At 56.6% G+C, this 26357-nt stretch carries 19 protein-coding genes, 2 tRNA genes, 1 pseudogene and 1 other annotated feature; of the genes and pseudogenes, 2 read left to right on the top strand and 20 right to left on the bottom strand.

The window, feature by feature from the left end:
* Window positions 1-206: 206 nt before the first annotated feature.
* Window positions 207-295 (bottom strand) — tRNA-Ser (locus E0E20_RS10620).
* A 100-nt stretch (window positions 296-395) separates the two neighbouring features.
* Window positions 396-481: transfer RNA gene (locus tag E0E20_RS10615), tRNA-Ser, on the bottom strand.
* 192 nt (window positions 482-673) lie between these two features.
* Between E0E20_RS10615 and E0E20_RS14360 the strand changes: the two genes are divergently transcribed.
* Window positions 674-889: an NYN domain-containing protein gene (locus E0E20_RS14360; RefSeq protein ID WP_130838177.1), complete on the top strand. Its 216-nt coding sequence runs from the start codon at window positions 674-676 to the stop codon at window positions 887-889.
* 6 nt (window positions 890-895) lie between these two features.
* On the opposite strand, the gene E0E20_RS10605 is transcribed toward E0E20_RS14360, so the two are convergent.
* The 6 genes and pseudogenes from E0E20_RS10605 to E0E20_RS10585 all read right to left on the bottom strand — a co-directional run bounded on the left by E0E20_RS10605 (window position 896) and on the right by E0E20_RS10585 (window position 6984).
* Complete coding sequence (locus E0E20_RS10605; protein WP_242622760.1) at window positions 896-3616, bottom strand: hypothetical protein; 2721 nt, start codon at window positions 3614-3616, stop codon at window positions 896-898.
* A gap of 111 nt (window positions 3617-3727) precedes the next feature.
* Window positions 3728-3796: pseudogene (locus E0E20_RS14790) on the bottom strand (zinc-ribbon domain-containing protein); the annotation flags it as partial.
* Between the two features lie 50 nt (window positions 3797-3846).
* A complete protein-coding gene (locus E0E20_RS10600) occupies window positions 3847-5343 on the bottom strand; it encodes a zinc ribbon domain-containing protein (RefSeq protein ID WP_130838175.1) in 1497 nt (498 codons plus the stop codon).
* 1 nt (window position 5344) lies between these two features.
* Entirely contained in the window at window positions 5345-6100 is a 756-nt protein-coding gene (locus E0E20_RS10595) for a hypothetical protein (protein WP_130838174.1), read from the bottom strand.
* 49 nt (window positions 6101-6149) lie between these two features.
* Window positions 6150-6539 carry a DUF5684 domain-containing protein gene (locus tag E0E20_RS10590; RefSeq protein ID WP_242622759.1) on the bottom strand — a complete coding sequence of 130 codons (390 nt, stop codon included), beginning with the start codon at window positions 6537-6539 and terminating at the stop codon, window positions 6150-6152.
* A 40-nt stretch (window positions 6540-6579) separates the two neighbouring features.
* Window positions 6580-6984, bottom strand: coding sequence for a DUF3592 domain-containing protein (locus tag E0E20_RS10585; protein WP_130838173.1), 405 nt, complete (start codon window positions 6982-6984; stop codon window positions 6580-6582).
* A 244-nt stretch (window positions 6985-7228) separates the two neighbouring features.
* Here E0E20_RS10585 and E0E20_RS10580 point away from each other — a divergent pair, with 244 nt between their 5' ends.
* On the top strand, window positions 7229-8659 hold the full coding sequence (locus E0E20_RS10580) for a hypothetical protein (protein ID WP_130838172.1): 1431 nt from the start codon (window positions 7229-7231) through the stop codon (window positions 8657-8659).
* Between the two features lie 332 nt (window positions 8660-8991).
* Here the strand turns inward: E0E20_RS10580 and tuf are convergent, their stop codons facing one another.
* From tuf to nusG, 12 genes are all read right to left on the bottom strand, one after another.
* Window positions 8992-10185, bottom strand: a complete 1194-nt coding sequence (gene tuf, locus E0E20_RS10575; protein ID WP_130838171.1) for an elongation factor Tu — start codon at window positions 10183-10185, stop codon at window positions 8992-8994.
* Window positions 10186-10299: 114 nt separating this feature from the next.
* The gene (fusA, locus tag E0E20_RS10570) at window positions 10300-12423 is read right to left on the bottom strand and encodes an elongation factor G (protein ID WP_278045074.1); all 2124 of its coding nucleotides are present in this window, start codon (window positions 12421-12423) and stop codon (window positions 10300-10302) included.
* Window positions 12424-12531: 108 nt separating this feature from the next.
* Entirely contained in the window at window positions 12532-13002 is a 471-nt protein-coding gene (gene rpsG, locus E0E20_RS10565; RefSeq protein WP_207302856.1) for a 30S ribosomal protein S7, read from the bottom strand.
* Window positions 13003-13152: 150 nt separating this feature from the next.
* The gene (gene rpsL, locus E0E20_RS10560; RefSeq protein WP_130838169.1) at window positions 13153-13572 is read right to left on the bottom strand and encodes a 30S ribosomal protein S12; all 420 of its coding nucleotides are present in this window, start codon (window positions 13570-13572) and stop codon (window positions 13153-13155) included.
* Between the two features lie 119 nt (window positions 13573-13691).
* On the bottom strand, window positions 13692-17387 hold the full coding sequence (rpoC, locus tag E0E20_RS10555) for a DNA-directed RNA polymerase subunit beta' (protein WP_130838168.1): 3696 nt from the start codon (window positions 17385-17387) through the stop codon (window positions 13692-13694).
* 17 nt (window positions 17388-17404) lie between these two features.
* Window positions 17405-21289, bottom strand: coding sequence for a DNA-directed RNA polymerase subunit beta (rpoB, locus tag E0E20_RS10550; protein WP_130838167.1), 3885 nt, complete (start codon window positions 21287-21289; stop codon window positions 17405-17407).
* A gap of 364 nt (window positions 21290-21653) precedes the next feature.
* The gene (gene rplL / locus E0E20_RS10545) at window positions 21654-22019 is read right to left on the bottom strand and encodes a 50S ribosomal protein L7/L12 (RefSeq protein ID WP_207302860.1); all 366 of its coding nucleotides are present in this window, start codon (window positions 22017-22019) and stop codon (window positions 21654-21656) included.
* A gap of 98 nt (window positions 22020-22117) precedes the next feature.
* Window positions 22118-22663, bottom strand: coding sequence for a 50S ribosomal protein L10 (gene rplJ / locus E0E20_RS10540; RefSeq protein WP_130838165.1), 546 nt, complete (start codon window positions 22661-22663; stop codon window positions 22118-22120).
* A 31-nt stretch (window positions 22664-22694) separates the two neighbouring features.
* Window positions 22695-22827 (bottom strand) — a sequence feature (ribosomal protein L10 leader region).
* 104 nt (window positions 22828-22931) lie between these two features.
* On the bottom strand, window positions 22932-24377 hold the full coding sequence (locus E0E20_RS10535; RefSeq protein ID WP_130838164.1) for a CapA family protein: 1446 nt from the start codon (window positions 24375-24377) through the stop codon (window positions 22932-22934).
* Window positions 24378-24497: 120 nt separating this feature from the next.
* Window positions 24498-25187 (bottom strand): 50S ribosomal protein L1, encoded by a 690-nt coding sequence (rplA, locus tag E0E20_RS10530; protein WP_130838163.1) that lies wholly within the window; start codon window positions 25185-25187, stop codon window positions 24498-24500.
* Window positions 25188-25255: 68 nt separating this feature from the next.
* Window positions 25256-25681: a 50S ribosomal protein L11 gene (gene rplK, locus E0E20_RS10525; RefSeq protein WP_130838162.1), complete on the bottom strand. Its 426-nt coding sequence runs from the start codon at window positions 25679-25681 to the stop codon at window positions 25256-25258.
* 150 nt (window positions 25682-25831) lie between these two features.
* Window positions 25832-26353 carry a transcription termination/antitermination protein NusG gene (gene nusG / locus E0E20_RS14260; protein WP_278045076.1) on the bottom strand — a complete coding sequence of 174 codons (522 nt, stop codon included), beginning with the start codon at window positions 26351-26353 and terminating at the stop codon, window positions 25832-25834.
* Window positions 26354-26357: the final 4 nt, after the last annotated feature.

The following is a 26357-nucleotide window of genomic DNA, read 5'->3' as shown; positions in this document are numbered from 1 at the left end:
TCTGTTCTGAATGTCTCGCGATCCCTATAAGGCCCGCACCATCCGCTCGGATCGTGTTCCTTACGGGAATCTTGAAATCTTCAGGGTTGCATTTCTGTTTGTTTGTCAAATCTGCTGCCGCTTCCTTACCTTACGCAAGGAGCCGGGGACCCGGAGGCCGGATCGCTTTCATGCCGGAGCCGTCTGCTATAAGAGACAACTCCGAACGGAGAAAGAGGGATTTGAACCCTCGCGCCGCTATTAACGACCTACTCCCTTTCCAGGGGAGCCCCTTCGGCCACTTGGGTATTTCTCCAGTCTGAATGCTTCTGAATATCAATACGTTTGGCTTCGCCAATGCGCTCTGTGCGCAGAGCCGTTATTCTGTTTATGACCTTTGGTATGTTCAAAGGAAGCGGAGAGGATGGGATTCGAACCCATGTGGCGTTGCCGCCAAACGGTTTTCAAGACCGCCTCGTTATGACCGCTTCGATACCTCTCCGGGTCGTTCGTTCTGTACTCTCGCGGATGCTCTGCCGCCGCGGTGCTGATGTATCCGACCGGCACCGCTCTCTCGCGAACAATGGATATAATATCAGTAAAGCGGCAGAGCGTCAAGGACAATTTCCGGAAAAATATGCACAAATGAATCTCTTGAATTGTAGTATGATGTCAGAAATTTAACTGCAATTTTGTGTCCCCCGCGCAGAATCTACGCGCAGGAGCTGGCAGCATATTCCGAAGGGCAGGGGCGGCCCCGCGCCGATGCGACAAAGTCACTGTGGCGTCTTCGGATGCCGCCGAGCAGATCATCATCATGGGTGCGGGCGCCCTGCGCCTGTCCGCTACGGGTTTCCTCGAGGAGATCACACGGACGCGGGAGGAGATGCGGGGCAGATATTTCTCATAGCGTCCCCTACCGGTGCGTCCCTTTCAAACGATAGGTGGCCTCAGCGGTTCCCAGCCCGGATAATGAAAACTCATAATGAAACTCTCCCTCACAAACAGACTTTCCGCCATAGCCCAGCGTCACCTGAAGCTCGATCTCCTTTCCGTCATTGATGTTCCACTTTTTCAGTAGTTCCGGCGGCTTAAGCTTCAGGACGCGCTGCTTTTCATCATAACTCCCATACATCTCCCGAGGGAACGACGTACCGTTTTGCTCCGTGAACGGCTCCATGCCCTCAATATCCATCGTCACAAACATCCGCTCATGGCTGTCATTGCCAAACTGCGAGATCGTCATCGTCCCTCGCAGCACCGTCTGCTCTGCCTGCCGCTTTGCCGCATCAAGGCCCTGCTGCAGGCTCTCTTTCATGCCCCCCTCGTCCGGCATTGCCTCTATAAGGCCGTCGAAAATCTGGTTCCCCCCATAATACAGTGTCGAAAGCTCCACATCCCACACTCCGAAAATATCCTCTCTGACAAAATCGACCCGCCCGTCAATGCGGCCGAATCTCTGTCCTTTCTTCTGATCGAAAACCAGTTTCCCTCTGAGAAGCGGAAGCGAAGCCCTTCTTCCATCCATGATGACCTCTGTCGGACTATGGTACTGCAGATAGTGGTACATTGTGGTCATATAGATGATATTGTTGCTCCGCGTCGGCGCAAAAGCAAGAACCTTGCTGTTCGGTCTAAACACATTTCTCGGAAAAAATGTCGGCTCCTCATACGATGCAAATCTCATATCCGCCATGAAATCGCTGTACCTTCCGCTCGCGGCATCGTAGCCGTAATAAGCGGTTTTGGTGATATCCCCATTTTTATCCTGCCCCATATATGCCCGAACCACAATGGGTACATTCAACAAAGGGCACAGCTCGTCACGCATAAACCGATACAGCTCCACCGCACTCAGGTGACGGAACTTTGAATTGAACGCCCTGAAAATCTTTTCCGTATTACCGTACAGCTCCCGCCTGGCAGCCGCCTTGTACATGCCGATCATTTTCTCCGTGGGCTGCCTGTACCCGTCCGCCGGAACGATTTTCCCCGCTTCTCCCAACTGACGGTTGTAATACCAGAACGAAGGCTTCACCGAGGAGGTATAATCTTTCCGCTCCTGTTCGGACAGCTCATCCCAGTAATACCCGAGAAAAGCGTCTATATCCTTTTCTACATTTCCCGCCACATCGACGGATCGTTTTTTCATCGCCTCGCCAAATCGATCGTCAAACAGCTCCGCAAAGCCGTTCCCCAGAACATCCAGTTCATAGCCCGGGATGACCCTGCTGTTCTTTTCCTGAAGATACTGACGGTAGGCGTACTCCTCCAGAGAGATCAGTTCCTTTTCCTTAAACGCCCTCGGCCACAGAGCATCTTCCGCCGCAACATACAGGTAATAGCCGCCGATCAACGCCGAAGCAACGCTAAGCACCGTCCCCATGGAAAAAATGAGGCCCGCCTTGGCCAGTGTCATAAAGGCCCCCATCGTACCCGCAGTGACACCGAGCATCGTCGTTACATTATCATAGCTCGATACGTAGCCGGCCCACGTTCCTCCATTTTCAAAATAGACCGAAAGCTGATAGGCATAGATCAGCAGGCCGGCTGTCGCCATGGCAGGCCCCAGGTACTTTGCATAGATGGAAGTCGATGCCGTGGGAGACGAGGCCGCCTCCGCAGCCACCGGCTGCAGGCCTGCTCCACCCTGGGTTCCCCGCAATCCGCTCCGTGCCATTTGCATGAGATACTTACCGCCATCTACCGCCAGCTCACCCGTGCCATACAGGTCGATCGCCTTTCCCATATAATCTGCACAGGCTTCCATCATCCCTGTGTATATTTCACTGTCCAAGATTTTAACCATCTCTTCAAAGGGCACAGGGCCGACGCTGTTCATCGCCGGACGGAAATCGGAAAACATTCCCCGCTCCCCGACATTTCCGATCGCCGAAGAGAAATAATCATACTTCCCTTTCCCGAACGGATACTCTATCAAAAGGGAGCTGAATCCCGCTTTCTCAAGGGATCCATAATGCTCCATTCTCTCGGAAACGATCTCTGCCACCAGAGAAAAATGATCCATATATACCTCATAGCTCCGCCCGTCCGCCGAGGTTTCATGGTACACCGTCTCCCACTTACCGCTCTCCTCGTTATAATATACAACCTCACCGAAGCCATCCCCGCAGCTCCTCGGAATGGTGAGCTTTGCCTCCGTGGCAAATTCGTGCTTTCCTGATTTCAAAGAAAAATCATAGGCGATAAGGCGCATCCCCATATCCGAATCCGTCTTGACCGGGAGCGTGCGCAGTTCAATCGTATCCGGCTCCTCAAGATCCCACGGAGGAAGCTCCGCCGACACCTCCTCAGAAAGCTGCGCCGTGTTTTTTTCCTGCGTGAGCTCCGCCGAGAGCACCGGCGCTTCCCGGAGTTCCTTGGCAGAATACCGGACACCGATCAGCGCCGGATTACCAGGCGAGGAAAGCGGCGTGATTTCAATACCCGCGCTATTCACCATCGACGCCGGCGAAAAAAAGTCCCCCGATCCTCCCGTTCTTCTCCCACGCACAAAAAAGCCCGGCCGGTAAAAGCCCGCCGTCAGAACCGCGACGATCAGAGCCGCAGCAATAAGAGCCTTGGTCCTGCGGCGAAAGTGCTTTCGCCGTAAGGCATTTCGCGTCGCCGGTCTCATCGGCGCCTCAGGAGGAGCGCTTTCCGCGGGCACAGCGAATTTTTCCTTCTGTGTACCGCTTCCGTATGACGATGCCGAGGAACTCCCCGGCTGCAGGCTTCCCACTCGCTGCCCGCAGCTTCTGCAAAATTGCACTCCGTCTTTCAGCGGTTTTCCACACTTTCTGCAAAAGCCCGCCATACCGCTCCTCCTCATTGGGCAGTCCGACCTCTCAGCAGCTCCGTTCTCTGTTACGGCCTCACCAGCGCCACATCGGCAGGAACGCCGTCCGGCGCCACAAGACTTCCCAGGGCATAATCGCTGTCCCCTATGCGGTAAAATTCGGTGATATAGAGATTCCCCGCCCCGGTCAGGGACACCATTCCGTTCCGCAGGTGCCCCGTAAAGACAGAGACGCCGTCGATCTCATACGAGCCCTCATCCGGTATAAAAATCTTATAGTAGTTCGCCGCCAGCGTCACACCGCTCTCTCCGACAGTGATCTCCATGCTGGATAGCTCCTGCACATAGCTGTCGTATTCCATCATCGGATCGTAAACGGTAAGCGCTTTCCAGCTTCCCGTGAGCTCCGGCAGCTCCCGCCGCTGCGCGTCTTCCGGAACCCCGTTGTACATGACATCATTCAGATACCAGTCAAAATCCGAAAGCTCCGGACGTTCTGTCGCATCGGCCGGCGCCGCACCGCTCTGCGAGCCGTCTATCTCTTCCATTCCCTGTTCGATATCCGCAAAGCCCTCTCCGCCGATCTCGCTCTCGTCAAAGCGCCCCGGCGGGACGGACGTCCCGATCTCCGAAGACGATGCGCCGGACATCCCGCCCGATTCCGTCTCCGTAGCTGCCGCTCCCTCAAGCACGGTCAGGCGATAGCTCACAGCCGGCGGCGAATCCGTTCCGTCCGCATAGACATCAATGTCCACCGTCTCAGCTCCCTCCGGCGCGAGAAACAGCATCCATCCCTTTTTCTCTTCTCCTCCCGCAAGCGTGCAGGACGCTGCGTAGCAATCCTTATCCGCGAGGGCCTCCTCCGGAAATTCTCCCGGCAGAATACGCAGAAGCTGCCGCTTTCCTCCCGCTCCGGCAGGCGACACTGTGCAGAACGCCTCCGGTGGAGGCAGCTCCCTGTCATAGTCGCCAATATTTATCAGGACATATTCCACTTTAATAAATTCATAGCCCGGCTGAGGGGCCGACGCTTTTGCCGGATAAACTCTCGCCTCGTGGAGACAATAATAGAGGCCGTCCATCCCAACCGCCGCCTGACTGCTCTCCAGGCGGTCTTCATCATAAAACTCCGCCGTCAGAACGCCCCCTGCCGCCCCGGGCGAAGATTCCAGTTCCTCCGTCAGAGGAAACGCTCCCGCGGCGTCCGACACATTCATTGCCTGCGCCGCCCGCCTTTTGGTGAGAAAGCCGGGAAAAATAAAAAGCACGAGCTCCGCCAGAGTGAGCACCAGCAATCCCGCCGTCACAGCAAGCCAGACCGGACTTCCGGCCTCCTCCCTCCGGAAGTTCTGTCTCTGCCGGGGCGCTTTCCCTCTCGGCGTCACAGGAGGCGCCGTCTTCTCCGGCTCCATATCCTCCGCGTCCTGCTCATCCTCCCGGATCGCTTCCTGCGCGTCTTCCCTGATGTCTTCTTCCGCATTCTCCTCCGGCAGCACCCGACTCCCGCAGAAAGGACAGAATCGGTCATCCTCTCCGATTTTCCTGCCGCATGTTTCACAGAACATGTTATTCCTCCTCTACCGGTACCGGCCGGGCGGTATATTCTCCGCACATTGACACGCTCTGTCCGGCGGAGGACATGGAAACCGACACCTGCCCCGCAAGGAGTTCTCCCGATGCGTCTCTGCAGAGCGTCCCCGAAAAGAGGACCTCACCGGAATTTCCTCCCTCCTCCATGGTCTGGTCAATCCGGAAACTCCCGCCGGACAACTCCGTAATGAGCGGCGAGGATTCCGATGCCATGATCTCTCCATCGTCTCCCCGAAAATTCATCAAATCATCCGAGCTCATGGAGGTTCCCATTTCCGCTTTGATCCAGAAACTCCAATCTCCCTCATCGCCCATCTCCACCGAAAAGGGCACGGCCTCCGAAAGCAGGCGGTCCAGCCTCTCACTGATATCCGCCGGCGCTCCCGGCATATCCTCATAGCCCGAAAATTCTTTGAACAGGAATTCGCCCTCCCATTCTCCGACAAGTTCTGACGGCACGGCGTCTGCGACCGCAGTGGCTCCGTCCGGGAGAGTGTCGCCTCCGCTTTCTTCCACGGACCCGACAGCCCATGCGCCAAGGTCTGCGTAAGCATCGTTCTCTTCCATGAAGAAATCATCCCCTGCGGCAGCTTCTCCCGCCACGCTTTCTCCCTGTATCGGACCGCTTTTTCCCGCGCCGAAAAAACGGATAGCGCTTATCACCGTGACCGCTGCCCACATAATCACAGCAGACACCACCGCAGCAATCCGCAATTCTCTGCTTATTCTCATATCAATCACCACACCGAAGCACTTTGTTAAGGCACGCGCGGCATGCGCACTATTTTCTCTCTCCGGAACCGTCCGCCCCGATATAGGAGGCTCCACCGAATGCAAGAACCGGCACGAAGACAATGCCAAGGAACAGCAGTCCAAGGGCAAAGCCCGTTCCCTTTCCAAAGGATCTGGCCAGTTTGAAGCAGGTCATGATGGAGATGATAAAATTAACGAAAGGAACCAGCAGAAGAAGAAACAGAATGCCTTTTCCCCAAGTGATTTCAAACATCACATACAGGTTATAGACCGGGACAATGGAAGCCCAGCCGGGCTTTCCCGCCTTGCGGAAAATCCTCCACATACACACGATCATCAGCGCCAGTATGGCGAAATAGAACAGCATCAGCGCGGGGCTGACCTCCTGTGCGTATCCGTAAGAATATTGATCGTACATTATGCCTCCTCTCCTCCGTTCCCGACGGAATGAATGATCGTCACATTCCCACTGCTGCCGTCGTAATAAGCAGAACTGCCGCGATCACCATAATAAACAGCCCGGCACCTGTGCCTCCGGACTCACCAACCACCACAAATTCTTCCTTCTTCCGCGGATTATAGCGAAGCTCTCTTGTCTGTCCGACCTGATAGGTACGTCTGCTTCCTTTTGAGAAATTTAACTCCGATCTGACAGAAACTCCCTCCGCAAGGTATTCAAATACCGGACGATAGGAGATGCTGGTGTTTCCGTCCTCTCCGCTCTCCTCCTCTCTGAGAACATCGACGACCGTTCCGATGACAGACATCGTACAGCGTTTTTTCTTTCTCCTGTCAAGAATAAACACAAGAAGCCCGAAGAGAAACATCACGCCGAATACAGCGACAATTTTCATGGTATCCATTTTCTCCCCTCCATCAGGCTTTGTCGTTCGCCGGTACAGAGAATTCTCTTTTTTCTTTGTTGTTAATAATTATAAAAAACGCAGCCTGTCCTGTGTCAGGGTTTGCGAAAATGATCATGCCAATATTACGGCACGAAATATGCCTTTTTGATTGGTTATTCAATGTTTTTCTGTTAACATAAGAGCATCGGAAAAAATCCAGAAAGCTCCGGATGAAAAAGACCAAAAAGCAGGAGGCATGTCTATGTTTGCGGAACGTTTTGACTCGCTGATGAATATTGCAGAGGTTTCCAACAGTCTCCTTGCAAACGCCATCCACATGAACAGCTCTCACATCGGCAGGCTCCGCAGCGGAGCAAGGCCGCTCCCCAAGAAACACGAATATCTCGGAGCCATGTGCCTCTTCCTTGCAAGGCATTTTCGAAAAGAATATCAGATCAATGCTCTGCAGAAGCTGACAGGAATCGGGAACGGAGCACTGCTCTCTCCGGAGAACACAGCGCTCTATCTGGAGCAATGGCTCCTTGAGGCGGAACAGGATCCCTCGCTTGCGGCCGGGCGTCTGATCTCTGGGTTCTCTCATTTTTCTTCCCATCCGGTTTCGTTTGCTGCGGGAGGCGCAGCAGAGGAGGCTCCTGAAAAATATGCCTCTTATCTCTACGGCAACGCAGGAAAACGAAAGGCCGTCGAACAGTTTTTCCGCATGATTCTACAGGAAAAGAAGCCACAGACTCTGCTGCTGTTCTCTGACGAGTCGATGGAGTGGCTCTATGAGGATGCCGCATTCGCCGCGCGCTGGAGCGAGCTCTTTACCCGCGTCATCGCAAAGGGCAATCGGATACGGGTTATTCACACGATATCCCGGGATATGAACGAGCTTCTGGAGGCGGTCGCCAAGTGGATCCCCATTTATATGACTGGGATGATCGAGCCCTACTATTATCCGCGGCTTCGGGACGGCCTCTTTCAGCGCACCATGTTCATTGCGCCCCACACTGCGGCCGTCATCTCTTCTTCCGTACAACAGAACGCCGAGGGCGCGCTGAACATTTTTCTGACAGACCGCGCGGCAATCGAAGCGGTAAGCCTTGAATATGCGCGCTATCTTCAGCTTTGCCGCCCGCTCATGCGCTTCTTCACCGGGCAGGACGCCGATGAGCTCCGGAAAGCCGCCCGCACGCTTTCCGAAGCGGAGGGAGACGCCTGCCTGTGCTCCGCCGCTCCTCCTCTCTTTGCCATGCCGGAGAGTCTCGTCCGAAAGCTCGCGGAGCAGCGCGGAAACGAACTTCTGCTTCCCCTGTGGAAGCAGAGCGTCTTTTCATTCCGTCGAAGCATAGAAAAGCAGCGGCTTACCCTCATTATCCTCGATCCCAAGACAGCCCCGCTCTCACCCGCCGCATTCCGGCCGCCTCTGGCAGAATTTTTTGCCTGTCCCGAATTCAGCTGCACGCACAAGCAGTATATGCAGCACTTCGAGGCCATGCGAAAGCTCGAGAAAAAGTACGACAACCTGACGGTCGTGCTTCGGAACGATCTGTCCCCGGACATGCTGCTGTATGTAAAGGAGGATGCCGGCGTAATCATGGCAAAGGCCGATCCCCCGATATCCGCTTTTGCCATCAGCGAGCGGAACATGGTCAACGCATTCTGGGATTACCTGAAAAGAATGTCCTGAGCAGCGGAAAGACTTTTATTCGATGATGGTCGCAACACGGCCGGAACCAACGGTTCTGCCACATTGGCGAACTTAATGATTATAATTCTCATTGGACATAATCGGTTTTTCTTTATTTTTCGTCTCTTCTTTATCAGAATTATCTCAATTATTTCACGATCTCAGAGTTTTTAGTACCAAGATAACACCAGAGTGCTTTATACTTCACTTGCGTTTTGCGACCACAAACAGTACCAAAACAGTACCGGAGACAATTTTCACAACTGTCTTACCACAAAAATAAGACCCTCCGGGAATCCCGAAAGGCCTTATACTTACTGAGTTTTTATTGATTACTCGATAATGCTTGCAACTCTGCCCGAACCTACTGTACGTCCACCCTCGCGGATAGCGAACGTAAGGCCCTGCTCCATCGCGATCGGGTGGATCAGTTCGATGGTCATCTCAACGTGGTCGCCGGGCATGCACATCTCGGTTCCCTCAGGGAGCTTGATGACGCCGGTGACATCGGTTGTTCTGAAATAGAACTGAGGACGATAATCATTGAAGAAAGGGGTATGGCGGCCGCCCTCCTCCTTGGTCAGAACGTAAACCTGAGCCGTAAACTTCTTGTGGCAGGTAACGGTGCCGGGCTTTGCAATAACCTGGCCTCTCTCGATATCGTCACGGTTGATGCCGCGAAGCAGGCAGCCGATGTTGTCGCCGGCCATCGCCTCATCCAGAGTCTTACGGAACATCTCGATACCGGTAATAACGGAGGTGCCGGTCTCCTCCTTGACGCCGACGATCTCGACAGCGTCGTTGAGGTGCAGAACGCCGCGCTCGACACGGCCCGTCGCAACGGTGCCGCGGCCGGTGATGGTGAAGACATCCTCGACGGGCATCAGGAACGGCTTGTCGTTCTCACGAACCGGATCCGGGAAGTACTCGTCAACCGCATCCATGAGCTCCATAATCTTGTCGCCCCACTCGCCTGCGGGATCTTCCAGAGCCTTCAGAGCAGAGCCGCGGATGATCGGGGTATCATCACCGGGGAAATCATACTCGCTGAGCAGATCTCTGATTTCCATGTCGACAAGATCCAACAGCTCGCTGTCGTCGACCATGTCGCACTTGTTCATGAAAACAATGATTCTCGGAACACCGACCTGACGAGCCAGCAGAACGTGCTCGCGAGTCTGGGCCATAACACCGTCGGTAGCGGCAACGACAAGGATCGCGCCGTCCATCTGCGCAGCGCCGGTGATCATGTTCTTGACATAGTCAGCGTGGCCGGGGCAGTCGACGTGTGCATAGTGTCTCTTCGAGGTCTCATACTCAATATGAGAAGTGGAGATGGTTATTCCACGAGCCTTCTCCTCCGGAGCCTTGTCAATCTGATCGAACGGAACGGCGGGATCAATGCCGAGCCTGTTGGCAAGAGTAGCGGTGATCGCTGCGGTAAGAGTGGTTTTGCCATGGTCGACGTGACCGATGGTTCCAATGTTCAGATGCGGTTTGGTTCTGTCAAAATGAGCCTTTCCCATTTCGTTAATCCTCCTTGAGAATTTAATGTCTGTCCGGTCCGTATCCGCATACTTTCCGGGCACGCCGTTGCTAACAATTATATCTGCTAACAGCGCTGTTTACAAGCCTTTTTATCAGTTGCCCTTGGTCGCGGCAATGACCTTTTCCGCTACATTCTTCGGAACCGGCTCATAGCGGTCGAAGAACATGGAGTAGCTGGCACGTCCCTGCGTCTCGGAGCGCAGATCCGTTGCGTAGCCGAACATTTCGGCCAGCGGAACAAAGCCGGTGATCAGCATGCTTCCGCTGACATCCTCCTGACTCACAACGCGTCCGCGCCGGGAGCTGATATCACCGATGACGTCGCCCATATATTCCTGAGGCGTCGTGACCTCGACTTTCATGATCGGCTCGAGAAGCGTCGGGGCCGCCTTGCTCATCGCCTCCTTGAAGCACATGGAGCCGGCGATGTGGAAAGCCATCTCCGACGAGTCGACCTCGTGGTAAGACCCGTCGTATACCGTCGCCTTGATGCCGACAACCGGATATCCGCCGAGAGAGCCCGCTTTCATGGCCTCCTCGATACCCTCGCCGACTGCCGGGATGTACTCTTTCGGAATACTTCCGCCGGTGACGGCGTTCTCGAACTTGAACAGCTCCTCGCCGTTCGCGTCCATGGGCTCGAATCTGACCTTACAATGTCCGTACTGACCGCGCCCGCCGGACTGCTTCGCATACTTGTATTCCTGATCCACAGGAGCCGTGAACGTCTCCTTGTATGCGACCTGCGGTGCGCCGACATTCGCCTCGACCTTGAACTCGCGAAGCAGTCTGTCGACAATAATCTCCAGATGAAGTTCGCCCATGCCGGCGATGATGGTCTGCCCCGTCTCCGCGTTGGTATGCGCGCGGAACGTAGGATCCTCCTCCGCCAGCTTCTGCAGCGCGTCGACGAGCTTTGCCTGTCCCGCCTTGGTCTTGGGCTCGATCGCAAGCTCAATGACCGGATCCGGGAATTCCATGGACTCGAGAATCAGAGGATGCTGCTCGTCGCAGAGCGTATCGCCGGTCGAGGTGTTCTTCAGGCCAACCGCCGCGGCGATGTCGCCGGCGTATACCTTGTCGAGATCGGAACGCTTGTTGGCGTGCATCTGAAGAATACGGCCGAGACGCTCCTTGTTGTCCTTGGTACTGTTGAGCACATAGGAGCCGGCATTCGCCATCCCGCGGTAGACGCGGAAGAACGCGAGCTTTCCTACGAAAGGATCACTGACGATCTTGAACGCAAGAGCCGCAAACGGGCCATCGTCCGTGGATTCCACCTCGATCTCGTTGCCGTCCATGTCCGTGCCCTTGCAGGCCGGAATATCAATCGGAGCCGGCATATACTCAATCACAGCGTCGATGAGCTTCTGAATGCCGCGGTTTCTGTGCGCCGAGCCGCAGCAGACAGGGAATGCCCTGCACTCGCAGGTCGCCCTGCGCAGCGCCGCCTTCATCTGCTGGGCAGAGGGTTCCTCACCCTCAAGGTAGATCATCATCAGCTCGTCGTCCAGATCGCAGACCTTTTCCACAAGCTCGGTGTGATACAGCTCCGCATCGTCTTTCACGCTCTCGGGAATATCCGTGACCGTGATATCCTCGCCCTTGTTGTCATTGAAAATATACGCTTTCATCTCAAACAGGTCGACGACACCCCGGAAATCATCCTCGGCGCCGATCGGAATCTGGATCATGATTGCGTTTTTCTTCAGTCTGTCGCGGATCTGCTGCACCGCGCGGTAATAGTCCGCACCGACGATGTCCATCTTGTTGATGAACGCCATGCGGGGAACGTTAAAGCCGTCCGCCTGATGCCACACGTTCTCGGACTGAGGCTCCACACCCTCCTTTGCGCTGAACACGCCGACGGCACCGTCCAGAACGCGAAGGGAACGCTCAACCTCAACCGTAAAGTCCACGTGACCGGGAGTATCAATGATGTTGATGCGGTGCTCGAGAGCACCCTCCTTGGTCTTCGCGAACTCCTGCAGCGTCCAGTGGCAGGTTGTCGCCGCGGATGTAATGGTGATACCCCTCTCCTGCTCCTGCGCCATATAATCCATGGTCGCAGTACCCTCGTAGGTCTCACCGATCTTGTAGTTCACACCGGTAAAATAAAGGATACGCTCGGTAAGAGTGGTCTTGCCGGCGTCGATGTGGGCCATAATACCGATGTTCCTGGTTCTTTCCAGGGGGTATTGTCTTGTTTCAGCCACAGGTTTTTCCTCCTAAAAATGAATCGCACGCAGCAGCTTTCGGAAACATGCGTCCGCGGCGGCCGGGCCGCCGCTTTCGCAGGCTCTGCTCCTTTCAGATCCCCATAATCAGAATCTGTAATGAGAGAACGCCCTGTTTGCCTCGGCCATCTTATGCATGTCTTCTTTTCTCTTGACGGAAGCGCCCGTGTTGTTGAACGCATCGAGAAGCTCGCCTGCCAGTCTGTCCTCCATGGTCTTCTCGCCGCGCTTGCGTGAGAAATCGACCAGCCAGCGGAGCGCCAGCGCCTGTCTTCTTTCCGGTCTCACCTCGATCGGAACCTGATAGGTCGCGCCGCCGATACGTCTCGCCTTGACCTCGAGAACGGGCATGATGTTGTTCATGGCCCCCTCGAAGATCTCCGTTGCAGGCTTGCCTGCCTTGCTTTCTACCTTAGCAAACGCTCCATACACAATCTTCTGCGCCACAGACTTTTTACCGTCAAGCATGACGGTGTTGATCAGCTTGGTAACGACTGCGTTGTTGTATAAGGGGTCTGCTAAAATTTCTCTTTTCTGTACATGTCCTTTACGTGGCACGTTACTTCCCTCCTTATCATACGATTTCATCGTCTGGATAATTCACAGGTACTCACGAATGAATAGCGTGTTCGTGTCGACTCCTACTTATAACTAATTACTGTCAAAATAGAATTCCAACACTCGGCATGGTTCAATCACGAATAACTATCACTTACCAGCTTTCGGTCTCTTTGCGCCATACTTGGAACGAGCCTGCTTTCTGTTGGCAACGCCGGCAGTATCCAGAGTTCCGCGAATGATGTGGTATCTGGTGCCGGGCAGGTCTTTAACTCTTCCGCCTCTGATCAGAACCACAGAGTGCTCCTGCAGATTGTGTCCCTCGCCCGGAATGTAGGAAGTCACTTCTATTCCGTTGGAGAGGCGCACTCTGGCGATCTTGCGAAGTGCGGAGTTAGGCTTTTTCGGGGTAGCGGTCTTGACCGCGGTGCAGACACCGCGCTTCTGCGGAGCGCTGACGTCGATCGCTTTCTTGTGCAGAGAGTTGAAGCCTTTCTGCAGCGCCGGCGCCGCGGACTTCTTCGCAGATGTCTCGCGTCCCTTTCTGACTAACTGGTTAAATGTTGGCATTCTATATTCACCTCCTTCTTTTATGATAAATAATACGGTGTGACCGCAAAGCCACACCATACTATTATAGAAACGTCTTATGCACTTGTCAACGAAAGATTTCCACTTTCGCGCTTTCTTCACGCTTCCTCCGGCTCGCCGGACGCTGCAGCCGCAGCGACGGGCTCTCCGTTCTCCTCCGCCGGCTCCTGCGCATTCGGGTCGTCGTTCGGGATCCCCCCGTCCTCCGGGATTCCGTTTGCCGCCGCCTCCAGCATCGCGTCCATCATGGCGTCGGTGGAAAGCCGCGTGCTGCGGTAGCGCTTCATCCCGGTTCCCGCAGGAATCAGCTTGCCGATGATAACGTTCTCCTTGAGGCCGATCAGCGGATCGACCTTGCCGTGAATCGCCGCATCGGTCAGAACCTTGGTAGTCTCCTGGAACGAGGCCGCCGACAGGAACGAGTTGGTTGCAAGCGCCGCTTTCGTGATGCCGAGAATGATCTGCTTGCCCTCCGCAGGCGCCCTGCCCTCGGAAACCAGCTTCTCATTGACATCCTCAAAATCCAGAACATCGATGAGGCTTCCCGGCATGAACGAGGAATCTCCCTGCACCTCGATGCGTACTTTCTTGAGCATCTGGCGGACAATCACCTCGACGTGCTTGTCGCAGATGTCAACGCCCTGCAGACGGTACACTCTCTGCACCTCGCGGAGCAGATAGTTCTGAACGGCACGCACGCCCTTGATCTTGAGAAGATCATGGGGATTGACGGAGCCCTCGGTCAGCTCGTCGCCGGCCTCGATGGTGCTGCCGCCCACCGCCTTGATGCGGGAGCCGTAGGGGATCGGATAATTCTTGGATTCCCCGGTCTCGTCGTTGGTGACGACGACCTCGCGGCTCTTCTTGTTGTCGATGACCTGCACCGTGCCGCCGAACTCCGCAATGATCGCGAGTCCTTTCGGCTTTCTCGCCTCAAACAGTTCCTCGACACGGGGAAGACCCTGTGTGATATCGCCGCCCGCGACGCCGCCGGTGTGGAACGTTCTCATCGTGAGCTGTGTGCCGGGCTCGCCGATGGACTGCGCCGCAATGATACCGACCGCCTCGCCGACCTGTACCGGTTCGCCAGTCGCCATGTTGGCGCCGTAGCACTTCGCGCAGATTCCCATATGCGAGCGGCATGTCAGAATGGTGCGGATCTTCACGCTCTCGACAGGCCCGCCCTTTTCATCGACGCCGACGGAAAGAATCGCCTTTGCCCGGCTGGGCGTGATCATGTGGTTCTTCTTCACAAGGATGTTGCCGTCCCGGTCGCGGATATCCTCACAGGAATAGCGGCCGGTAATGCGGTCCTTGAGGCTCTCGATCATCTCGCGGCCGTCCATGAATGCGGAGACCGTCATTCCCGGAATGACATCCCTGCCCTCCGCGCAGTCCTGCTCGCGGATGATGTTCTCCTGCGAGACATCGACCATCCGGCGGGTGAGATACCCGGAGTCGGCCGTGCGGAGCGCGGTGTCGGACAGACCCTTGCGGGCTCCGTGCGCCGACATAAAGTATTCCAGCGTGTCAAGGCCCTCACGGAAATTGGACTTGATCGGCAGCTCGATGGTGCGTCCCTGCGTGTCCGCCATCAGTCCGCGCATGCCCGCAAGCTGCTTGATCTGCTGGTTGGAGCCGCGGGCTCCGGAGTCCGCCATCATATAAATATTGTTGTACTTGTCGAGAGACTTCAGCAGCACGTCGGTGAGCTCGTTGTCGATCTCGGTCCATGTCGAAACGACCGCGCGGTAGCGCTCCTCCTCCGTGATAAGGCCTCTCCGGAAGTTCTTCGTGATCTGGTCGACGGTATCCTGCCCTCTGTCCAGAAGCTCCTGCTTCTTTGAGGGAACGATGATGTCCGCAATCGATACGGTCATCGCCGCTTTCGTGGAATAGCCGTAGCCCATCGCCTTGATGAGGTCAAGAACCTCCGCCGTCTTGAACGTGCCGTGCGTGTCGATGATCGCCTGCAGTATCTTCTTGAGCTGCTTCTTGGTGACGATGAAGTCCACCTCGGGCTTAAGCAGGTTCTCCGGATCGGAGCGATCCACAAAGCCCAGATCCTGCGGGATAATCTCGTTGAAGAGGAAGCGTCCCAGCGTGGATTCCACCGTCCCGGTGACCGTCTCGCCGGCCGCGTTCTTCTTGCTCACGCGGATGTGGATGCGGCTGTGGAGCGTGCATTCCTTGTTCTCATAGGCGAGAATCGCCTCGTTCATGCTGCGGAAATATTTGCCGGTTCCGATGACCCCCTCGCGCTCCTGCGTCAGATAATAGATGCCGAGCACCATGTCCTGTGAGGGAACCGCGACCGGGCCGCCGTCCGAGGGCTTGAGCAGGTTGTTCGGAGACAGGAGCAGGAAACGGCACTCCGCCTGCGCCTCCACCGAGAGCGGAAGATGAACGGCCATCTGGTCGCCGTCAAAGTCCGCGTTGAACGCCGTACACACGAGCGGATGAAGCTTGATCGCCTTGCCCTCCACCAGCGTCGGTTCAAACGCCTGAATACCGAGGCGGTGCAGTGTGGGAGCGCGGTTCAGCATGACCGGGTGCTCCTTGATGACATCCTCGAGAATATCCCAGACAACCGGATCGAGTCTCTCGACCAGCTTCTTGGCGTTCTTGATATTCTGCGAGAGGCCGCGCTGCTCCAGCTCCTTCATCACGAAGGGCTTGAACAGCTCGATTGCCATCTCTTTCGGCAGACCGCACTGATAGATCTTGAGCTCCGGGCCGTTGACGATAACGGAACGGCCGGAATAGTCAACACGCTTTCCGAGCAGGTTCTGGCGGAAGCGGCCGTTCTTTCCCTTGAGCATATCGGACAGGGATTTCAGCGCCCGGTTGCCGGGTCCGGTGACGGGGCGGCCTCTTCTGCCGTTGTCGATCAGCGCGTCGACCGCCTCCTGCAGCATGCGCTTTTCATTGCGGACGATGATGTCCGGCGCGCCCAGCTCCAGCAGCCGTTTCAGACGGTTGTTACGGTTGATGATTCTTCTGTACAGATCATTGAGATCGGAGGTCGCAAAACGGCCGCCGTCAAGCTGCACCATGGGGCGCAGGTCCGGAGGAATGACCGGAACGCAGTCCAGCACCATCCAGCTCGGCTCGTTCCCGGACTCGCGGAACGCCTCCACCACCTCAAATCTCTTGATGATGCGGGCTTTCTTCTGTCCGGTCGCCTCCTGCATCTCCACAAGGAGCTCGTCGTGCTCTTTCTCGACGTCGATCGCCATCAGGAGCTCCTTGACTGCCTCCGCCCCCATGCCGGCGCGGAATTTTGTCCCCCACTTGTCGCGGGCATCCAGATACTCTCTCTCGGAAAGCACCTGCTTATATTCCAGATCCGTATCTCCCTTGTCGAGCACGATATAAGAGGCGAAGTACAGGACTTTCTCGAGAATCCGGGGAGAAAGATCCAGAATCAGCCCCATCCGGCTCGGAATTCCCTTGAAATACCAGATATGGGAAACCGGGGCCGCCAGCTCGATGTGGCCCATTCTCTCACGGCGCACGCTGGACTTTGTGACCTCGACGCCGCAGCGGTCGCAGACGACGCCCTTGTAGCGGATCTTCTTGTACTTGCCGCAGTGGCACTCCCAGTCCTTGCTGGGCCCGAAGATTTTTTCACAGAAAAGACCGTCCTTTTCGGGCTTCAGGGTCCTGTAATTGATCGTCTCAGGCTTGGTCACCTCCCCGTGGGACCACTCGCGGATCTTCTCGGGGGAAGCGAGACCGATCTGAATGGCGTCGAACGTCATCGGCTGATAATTCTGCTGTCTATTAGGCATACTTATCCTCACATTTCTTACTGCTCATTATCCACGGTGTCTTCGTCCGCGTACTCCGGAGCATCCTCCGTCTCCGCGGGCTCGCTGTCCTGCAGCTCGCCGCTCTCGTCAAACTCCTTGCTGGCAAAGCCGTTCTGCGACGCCTCGCGGTCGTCGTAGCTGCCGTAATCGCGGAAATTATTCTGCATCTCGCGGGCGTACTCGGAATCTCCGCCGTAATCAATGTTCTCGGCGATCTCCACCTCGGAGCCGTCGTCCTTGAGGACGCGGACATCGAGCGCCAGCGCCTGCAGCTCTTTCAGAAGCACCTTGAACGACTCGGGGATTCCCGCCTCGGGGACGTTCTCTCCCTTGATGATCGCCTCGTAGGTCTTGACACGGCCGATCACGTCGTCCGACTTGACCGTGAGAATCTCCTGCAGCGTATAGGCTGCGCCGTAGGCCTCGAGCGCCCAGACCTCCATCTCTCCGAAGCGCTGTCCGCCGAACTGCGCCTTGCCGCCCAGAGGCTGCTGCGTGACCAGAGAGTAGGGGCCGGTGGAGCGGGCATGAATCTTGTCGTCCACCAGATGATGGAGCTTCAGATAGTGCATGTGCCCTACCGTAACCGGGCCGTCGAACAGCTCGCCCGTGCGGCCGTCGCGGACCGCCACCTTGCCGCTTCTGTCAAGCGGCACGCCTTTCCAGACCGCCCTGTGATCCCGGTTTTCCCAGAGATAATCGATCACCTCGGGGCCCGCCTGCGCTCCCCACTTATTGACAAAGGACTTCCAGCCCTCGTCTCCGTAGGAATTGTTGACGTAATCGTTCGCCATGTTCAGAAGATCCTGAATATCCTCCTCGGACGCTCCGTCGAACACCGGCGTGGAAACCTTGAAGCCAAGAGCCGCCGACGCCAGTGAGAGATGAATCTCCAGCACCTGCCCGATATTCATACGGGACGGCACGCCCAGCGGGTTCAACACGATGTCAAGCGGTCTTCCGTTCGGAAGATACGGCATGTCCTCCACCGGCATCACGCGGGACACGACGCCCTTGTTGCCGTGACGCCCTGCCATCTTGTCGCCGACGGAAATCTTTCTCTTCTGGGCGATGTAGATGCGAACCGCCTGATTCACGCCGGGCGGAAGCTCATCGCCGTTTTCTCTCGTGAACACCTTGGTATCCACGACGATGCCGTACTCGCCGTGCGGCACTTTGAGTGAGGTATCGCGGACTTCTCTCGCCTTTTCTCCGAAGATCGCGCGCAGAAGCCGCTCCTCCGCCGTGAGCTCCGTCTCGCCCTTGGGCGTGACCTTGCCGACAAGAATATCACCGGCGCGGACCTCTGCACCGACGCGGATGATGCCCTGCTCGTCCAGATCCTTGAGCGCATCCTCTCCGACTCCGGGGACATCGCGCGTGATCTCCTCCGGTCCGAGCTTGGTGTCCCGCGATTCCGCTTCGTACTCCTCGATGTGCACCGAGGTATAGACATCGTCCTTGACCAGCCTCTCGCTGAGCAGAACGGCATCCTCGTAATTGTAGCCCTCCCATGTCATGAAGCCGATAAGCGGGTTCTTGCCGAGGCCGAGTTCGCCGCCGCTGGTCGAGGGACCGTCCGCCAGCACCTGTCCCGCCTTGAAATGCTCGCCGGTGGAGATGATCGGTCTCTGGTTATAGCAGTTGCTCTGGTTGCTGCGGGCAAACTTGGTAAGGTGCAGCTCCTCCTTCGTCCCGTCATCATACTTCGCGCGGATCATGGTGCCGTCCACCATCTCCGCCGTGCCGTCTTTCTCCGCCACAATGCAGACGCCGGAGTCTACCGCCGCCTTGACTTCAATGCCGGTTCCCACGACAGGGGACTCGGTCGTAAGAAGCGGAACCGCCTGCCGCTGCATGTTGGAGCCCATCAGCGCGCGGGTCGGGTCGTCCGACTGCAGGAACGGAATCAGGGCCGTCGCGACCGAGAAGATCATCTTCGGTGAGACGTCCATATATTCAAACATCGACTTCGGATACTGCGAGGTCTCCGTCAGGTAACGCCCCGATACAGTTCTCTCGATGAAATGTCCCTCATCGTCGAGCTTCGCCGAAGCCTGCGCCACGTGGTAATTGTCCTCCTCGTCCGCGGTCATGTAGACAACCTCGTCGGTGACGCGCGGATTCTCAGGATCCGTGCGATCCACGATGCGGTAGGGGGCCTCCACAAAGCCGTACTGATTGATGCGGGCATAGCAGGCCAGCGAGTTGATCAGACCGATGTTCGGTCCCTCAGGCGTCTCAATGGGGCACATCCGCCCGTAATGCGTATAGTGAACGTCACGGACCTCAAAGCCCGCGCGGTCACGGGACAGGCCGCCGGGACCGAGCGCGGAGAGGCGGCGCTTATGCGTCAGCTCGCCGAGCGGGTTGTTCTGATCCATGAACTGAGAGAGCTGGGAGGAGCCGAAGAACTCCTTGACCGCCGCCTGCACCGGCTTGATATTGATGAGCGACTGAGGCGTAAGATCCTGATTCGGATCGTGCGTGGTCATGCGCTCGCGCACCACTCTCTCGAGACGGGAGAGGCCGATGCGGTACTGATTCTGCAGCAGCTCTCCGACCGCGCGGATGCGACGGTTGCCCAGATGGTCGATATCGTCATCGCTCCCCACCTCGTACTCAAGGTGCATATTGTAGTTGATGGACGCGAGGATGTCCTCCTTGGTGATGTGCTTCGGCACCAGCTCGTGAACGCTCTTGCGGATCGCATCGGCAAGGGCCTCCGGATCCTCGTTGTCCTGATAGCGGATCAGGATTTCGCGCAGCGCGGGATAGTAGACCTGCTCGCTGATCCCGAGTTCCTCAGGGTCGCAGTCCACAAAGTGAGTGATATCCACCATCAGATTGGACAGCACCTTGATATTTCTCTCCTCGCCCCGGAGCCAGACATAGGGAACCGCCGCGTTCTGAATCGCGTCGGCCATTTCTTTCGTGACGGTTTCGCCGGCGCTGCCGAGGATCTCGCCGTTCGCCGTATCCACCACATCCTCCGCGAGGACATGATCCTTGATGCGGTTGTGAAGCGCGAGCTTCTTATTGAATTTATAGCGTCCCACCCTTGCAAGATCATAGCGCCGAGGATCGAACAGGAGCGCATTGATCAGGCTGTCCGCGCTCTCCACCGAGAGGGGCTCGCCCGGGCGGATCTTCTTATACAGCTCGAGAAGACCGTTCTCATAGCTGTCCGAGGGATCCTTTGCCAGAGAATTCATGAGCTTGGGCTCTTCTCCGAAGAGGTCGAGAATTTCCTCATCGGTTCCGAAGCCGAGCGCACGGATCAGAACCGTGATCGGCACCTTTCTCGTGCGGTCGACGCGCACCCAGAAGATATCATTGGCGTCCGTCTCATACTCCAGCCACGCTCCCCGGTTCGGGATCACCGTGCAGGAGAACAGCTTTTTGCCGAATTTGTCCTTATCAATATTGTAATAAATACCGGGGGAACGGACGAGCTGGGAGACGATGACACGCTCCGCACCGTTGATAACAAAGGTGCCGGTGCGGGTCATGATGGGCATATCGCCCATGAAAATTTCCTGTTCCTTGAGCTCCTGCGCATTGTCCTTGTCGTACAGGCGCACTTTGACCTTGAGCGGCGCCGCGTAGGTGGCGTCGCGCTCCTTGCACTTCTCAATGGAATATTTCTTCTCGTCCTCACACAGCTTGTAGCTGACGAAGGACAGGCTCAGATGTCCGCTGAAATCTTCGATGGGACTGATGTCGTCGAACGCCTCCTGAAGTCCCTGCTCGAGAAACCACTGGTACGAAGACCGCTGGATCTCAATCAGATTGGGCATTTCCTGAACTTCCTTCTGGCGGGAGAAGCTCATGCGAACGCCCTTTCCTGTGCTGATTGGACGCATCCTGTTTTTATCCATCTTTTCACCCCGATTTTCTTAGAATAACACGCCGCATTGCAGATCCGCCGAAGCTCACGGGCCGGACAAAGCCCGTCCGGGACAGAAACCGCAGGACCGTAAAGCCCGCTTTTCTGCCTTTTTATGCCTTTTCGGAAAACGTTGCACGCAAAAAAGCGCATAGTAACTCCGAGGATATGCGAGAGACATTTTACCGCAGAGCAACTATGTACGTCAAGCACTTTCCGCTGAATGAAGAAAAGTCCGGCTGGAGAAAAGCGCGGAATGATAAAAAGCGAATGAAGAAAGGCGGCGCAGCGAAAATTCCGCCGCACCGCCCCAATGTCATTCCGAATCCGCAGAAAGCCGATTATTTGAAAGCCGATTACTTAAGAGTAACCTTTGCGCCCTCAGCCTCGATCTTCTTCTGAATCTCCTCAGCCTCTTCCTTGGTCGCGCCCTCCTTGACCATCTTCGGAGCGCCGTCAACCAGATCCTTTGCCTCTTTCAGGCCAAGTCCGGTGATCTCACGGACAACCTTGATCACCTTGACCTTGTTCGGGCCGACCTCGGTCAGCTCAACATTGAACTCGGTCTTCTCTTCCTCAACCGCAGCGCCCGCACCGGCAGCCGCAACAACAACACCGGCCGCAGCGGAAACACCGAACTCTTCCTCGCAGGCTTTCACAAGATCATTCAGCTCCAGAACGGAAAGCTCCTTGATCACATCAATAATTTCCTGAGTGGACATCTTAGCCATTTTAATTTACCTCCATAAATAATTTTCACAAAATTTCTGTTTTAGAAGCTTACCCTGCATTCTCCTCGCACACGGACCGGCTGCAGCGCTTACGCCTCCGCCGCGGGCGCTTCTTCGGCAGGGGCCTCTGCCGCAGGAGCTTCACTCCCGTCCGAATTCTTCTCCGCGATCTGTTTGATCACGCGGGCAAAATTCGTCACAGGCGACTGGATGCTTCCAAGGAACTTAGAGAGGAGTTCTTCTCTGGACGGGATGCTCGCGACCTGACCGATCCCCGCCGCGTCCATCACGGAACCCTCGACAATACCGCCCTTGATCTCCAGCTTGGGAGCTTTCTTTGCGAAATTCGCAAGAATTCTCGCCGGAGCAGTCGCATCCGTCTTGGAAACCGCCATTGCGCTCGGGCCTGCGAGGAACTCGCCGAGGCCTTCGAACTCCGTGCCCTTGAACGCAAGGGTCATCATGGTGTTCTTGTAGACCTTGTAGCTGATCCCCTCGGCGCGAAGAGCCTTACGAAGTTCCGTATCCTGCGCGACGGTGAGACCTCTGTGGTCTACCAGCACAACAGACTGCGCGCCGCCCACACGTTCTGCAATTTCCTTAACGACGGGCTGCTTTTCTTCTACCTTTGCCATTACTTTACCTCCTTATCAGAATTCTGCCGAAAGAGGTCCGAAAAAAGCCCCCTGTCCCAAAAGACAGGAGGCGATAAGGTCTTATCTCTCTTTCCTCGGCAGGCGTCCTCGCGGAACTTATGCCTTGCGGCACCTGCTGTCTTCGGCCAACATATGGAACAATACCACAGGACACACAGACTGTCAATGCGTGAATGCGGATTTCCTGCATTCTGCATTCATCCGCGCATTCCGCCTGAAGATTCTGCCGCCCCGCGTCTGCTCCTTTTCACCGCTTTGTGATGATTCCGTCTCCGTCCACGGACGCGTTCGGGGACCAGCTTCTCAGTTCCTCCAGAACCCGCGCTTTCTCTCCGCCGTCCAGCGCCGCGACCCGGCAGCCGCTCTGCAGCATCGGCACAAAGCGGAGCTGCGTCATCCGCTTCTGCGACGGCCGGAACGTCACCTGCAGTATTCCCGTATCTGTTGTATAAGAGGAAAACAGATAGTTGCCGAGACTGTACACCACCGGCATATCGCCGGCATAATCGATCCCCTGAAGCACATGCGGGTGAGCCCCCACCACCAGATCCGCGCCGGCCTCCGCCATCGCCTGTATCCGGCTCGTCTGCAGCCAGTCCGCCTCATGGGTGCTCTCCGTCCCCCAGTGAATCGTCACGATGACAAAATCGGCCTCCTCCCCGCTGCGGCGGATCACCTCAAGAAGCCTCGTATCATCAAAGCAGCGGAATACTCCCGGCGTATCCTCTCCCGCCCCCCTGGTATCGGGATTGTCGAGTCGTTCGATCTGCGTGGCATTGATCACCGCGATCCGGAAGCCGCCCGCCTCAAAGACACAGGGGCGGCACGCCTCCTCGAGGTTGCGCCCGCCTCCCACGCGGAGGATGCCCGCCTCATCCAGCGTGTCAAGCGTGTCAAGAAACGCCGCCTCGCCGTAATCATAGGCATGATTGTTCGCAAGCCCCGTCAGATCGACGCCGAGCGCAGACAGCCAGCGGGCGCGGGCCGGCGACGCCCGGAATGTATAGGCCTTTCCCTCCGTCGGCTCACCGCGGTCGCTGTACGGAAACTCGTTGTTCACAAACATGACGTCCGCCGTGCGCATCACGGCGAGCGACGCCGCATCAAAGGACGCCGTGATGTCTCCGCCGTTCTGGAGGGCAAAGGCCGCCGGGGCGTAACGCTCGTCGAACAGAATGTCTCCGGCAAAGGAAAAGGTCACAAGATCCGGCGCCTGCGTCTCCCGCAGCAGATAATGCCCCGGTGAAATGTATGAAATGCTTTCCGATGCGACAAAGGGCGCCGCAGGGTCTTCCCCGGCGACCTGTTCCCCCTCCGGCAGCGCGTCCCCCGCTTCTCCGGATACGGCTTTCTGAACCGACTCGGGGATCAGCTCCTCAATCACCGCGGGGATCACCCCGGCGCCGCCCGCTCTCGCATCCGCGCTCCGGATCCACGCGCCGGCAAAAAGGAACAGAAACCCCGCGCCCAGAAACAGCGCGAGCGCAGCAAAAAAGCTCTGCACCGGACGGGACGTGTTCCGCTCCCGCCGCCGGCCCGCCGCTTCCCTGCCCGACGTGCGCAGAGGGCTGCTCCGGGAGGCGTTCCCACGGTTCCGGGAAGAAAAATGCCCATCTCTTTCCCGGACGGGAAGCCTCTCGTCCTCATCCTCATCATAATAATATTCTGTCTGCCGGCGGCTCTTGAATTTCATAAGGAAATCTTAACACGATATTCCGCCGCACGCAAAAGACACCCGCAGGATCATTTAGGTCCTGCGGACGCCTCCTGAATATCTGTGCATGATGTCAGTTCCCGCCGGAGCGGGCGGCAATCAATACTTGTTGCAGACCAGCTTGAGGCCAGGCCCCATGGTGGACGCAATCGAGATGCTCTTCAGATACTGGCCCTTGACGGTGGACGGCTTCGCCTTTGCGATTGCCGCCATCAGAGCGTTGTAGTTGTCGACGAGCTGCTCCTCCGTGAACGACGCCTTGCCGATCGGAACATGAACGATGTTCGCCTTGTCCAGTCTGTACTCAATCTTACCTGCCTTGATATCATTGACGGCCTTGGTAACATCCATCGTGACCGTTCCGGCTTTCGGGTTCGGCATAAGTCCTTTCGGGCCGAGCACCTTACCGAGACGGCCGACCACGCCCATCATGTCCGGGGTCGCGACGACAACGTCAAAATCAAGCCAGCCCTCGTTCTGGATCCTCGGGATCAGCTCCTCACCGCCGACGAAGTCCGCTCCCGCAGCCTGCGCCTCATCCGCCTTGATGCCCTTGGCGAAAACGAGAACCCGGACGGTCTTGCCGGTTCCGTGAGGCAGGACGACCGCGCCGCGGATCGCCTGATCCGCATGACGTCCGTCACAGCTTGTGCGGATGTTGAGCTCGATGGTCTCATCAAACTTTGCCACAGCCGTCTTTTTCAGAACGGGCACGGCCTCTTCGATTTCATAAAGTCTGGTGCGGTCGACAAGCTTTGCCGCTTCCTGATATTTCTTTCCACGTTTCATTATCTGTCTCCTCCATTCGTGGTCATTGGCTTCCTGCAGCCTCCCACGTTTCCGGTCCTGTGCGGCGCTCAGTCGACGACTTCGATGCCCATGGACCTTGCCGTGCCGGCGACCATGCTCATCGCTGCCTCGATGGATGCGGCGTTGAGATCCGGCATCTTCGTCTCAGCGATCTCTTTGACCTGAGCTCTGGTCACCTTGGCGACCTTATCCTTGTTCGGAGCTCCGGACGCTTTCTGGATATTGGCGGCTTTCTTCAGAAGAACCGCTGCCGGCGGAGTCTTGGTAATGAAGCTGAAGCTTCTGTCTGCATAGACCGTGATAACAACGGGAATGATGGTGTCTCCCATGTTTGCGGTCTTCGCATTGAACTGCTTCGTAAACTCGACGATGTTAACGCCGTGCTGTCCGAGAGCAGGTCCTACCGGCGGCGCAGGAGTCGCTTTGCCGGCTGCGATCTGCAGTTTGATGTAACCTGTTACTTTTTTGGCCATGAATTTCCTCCTCTGTGGTCATGCGCAGCCCAGAGGGCTGCTCCCACGCATTTATGTGGTCAAGCGCGGCCTGCGCCGCTCCCACGTTTCCGGGCAGAAGCTGCCCGTGTATGCAAAAGCATCCCCAAAGCGGCGGACGCTCCGATACCGTTAATTGGTTCTGCGCACCTCGGCAAAGCTGATCTCGACCGGCGTCTCTCTCCCGAAGAGCTCGACGTTGATCGTCGCCGTCTGCTTGCCGTAATCGATTTTCTGCACGACGCCGGTCGTATCCTTCCAGACACCCGCGACCACCGCAACCATATCGCCGATCTCAAAATCAACCGTGACATTCTGCGTGCGGATGCCGAGGGGCTTCATCTCGTTCTCGGACAGCGGAACCGGCTTGCTTCCCGGCCCGACAAAGCCCGTGACCCCCCGCGTGTTCCGGACGACGTACCACGTGTCGTTGTTCATGATCATCCTGACCAGAACATAGCCCGGGAACATCTTCTTCGGCACCGCCTTTTTAAGGCCGTTTTTCACCTCGATCACATCCTGCATCGGAATCATGACTTCAAAGATCTGATCTTCCAGATGACGATTCTGGATCGTTGTGAGAAGATTGGCCATGACCTTGTTCTCGTAGCCGGAATAGGTATGCGCAACATACCACTTCGCCTCGGTCGTCACCGCC

Origin of the sequence: Lachnoclostridium sp. Marseille-P6806, from assembly GCF_900625025.1 — a bacterium.
Lineage (GTDB): Bacteria > Bacillota > Clostridia > Lachnospirales > Lachnospiraceae > CAG-791.
The sequence above is the reverse complement of the archived record's forward strand: the minus strand, read 5'-3'. Positions and strand labels throughout refer to the sequence as shown.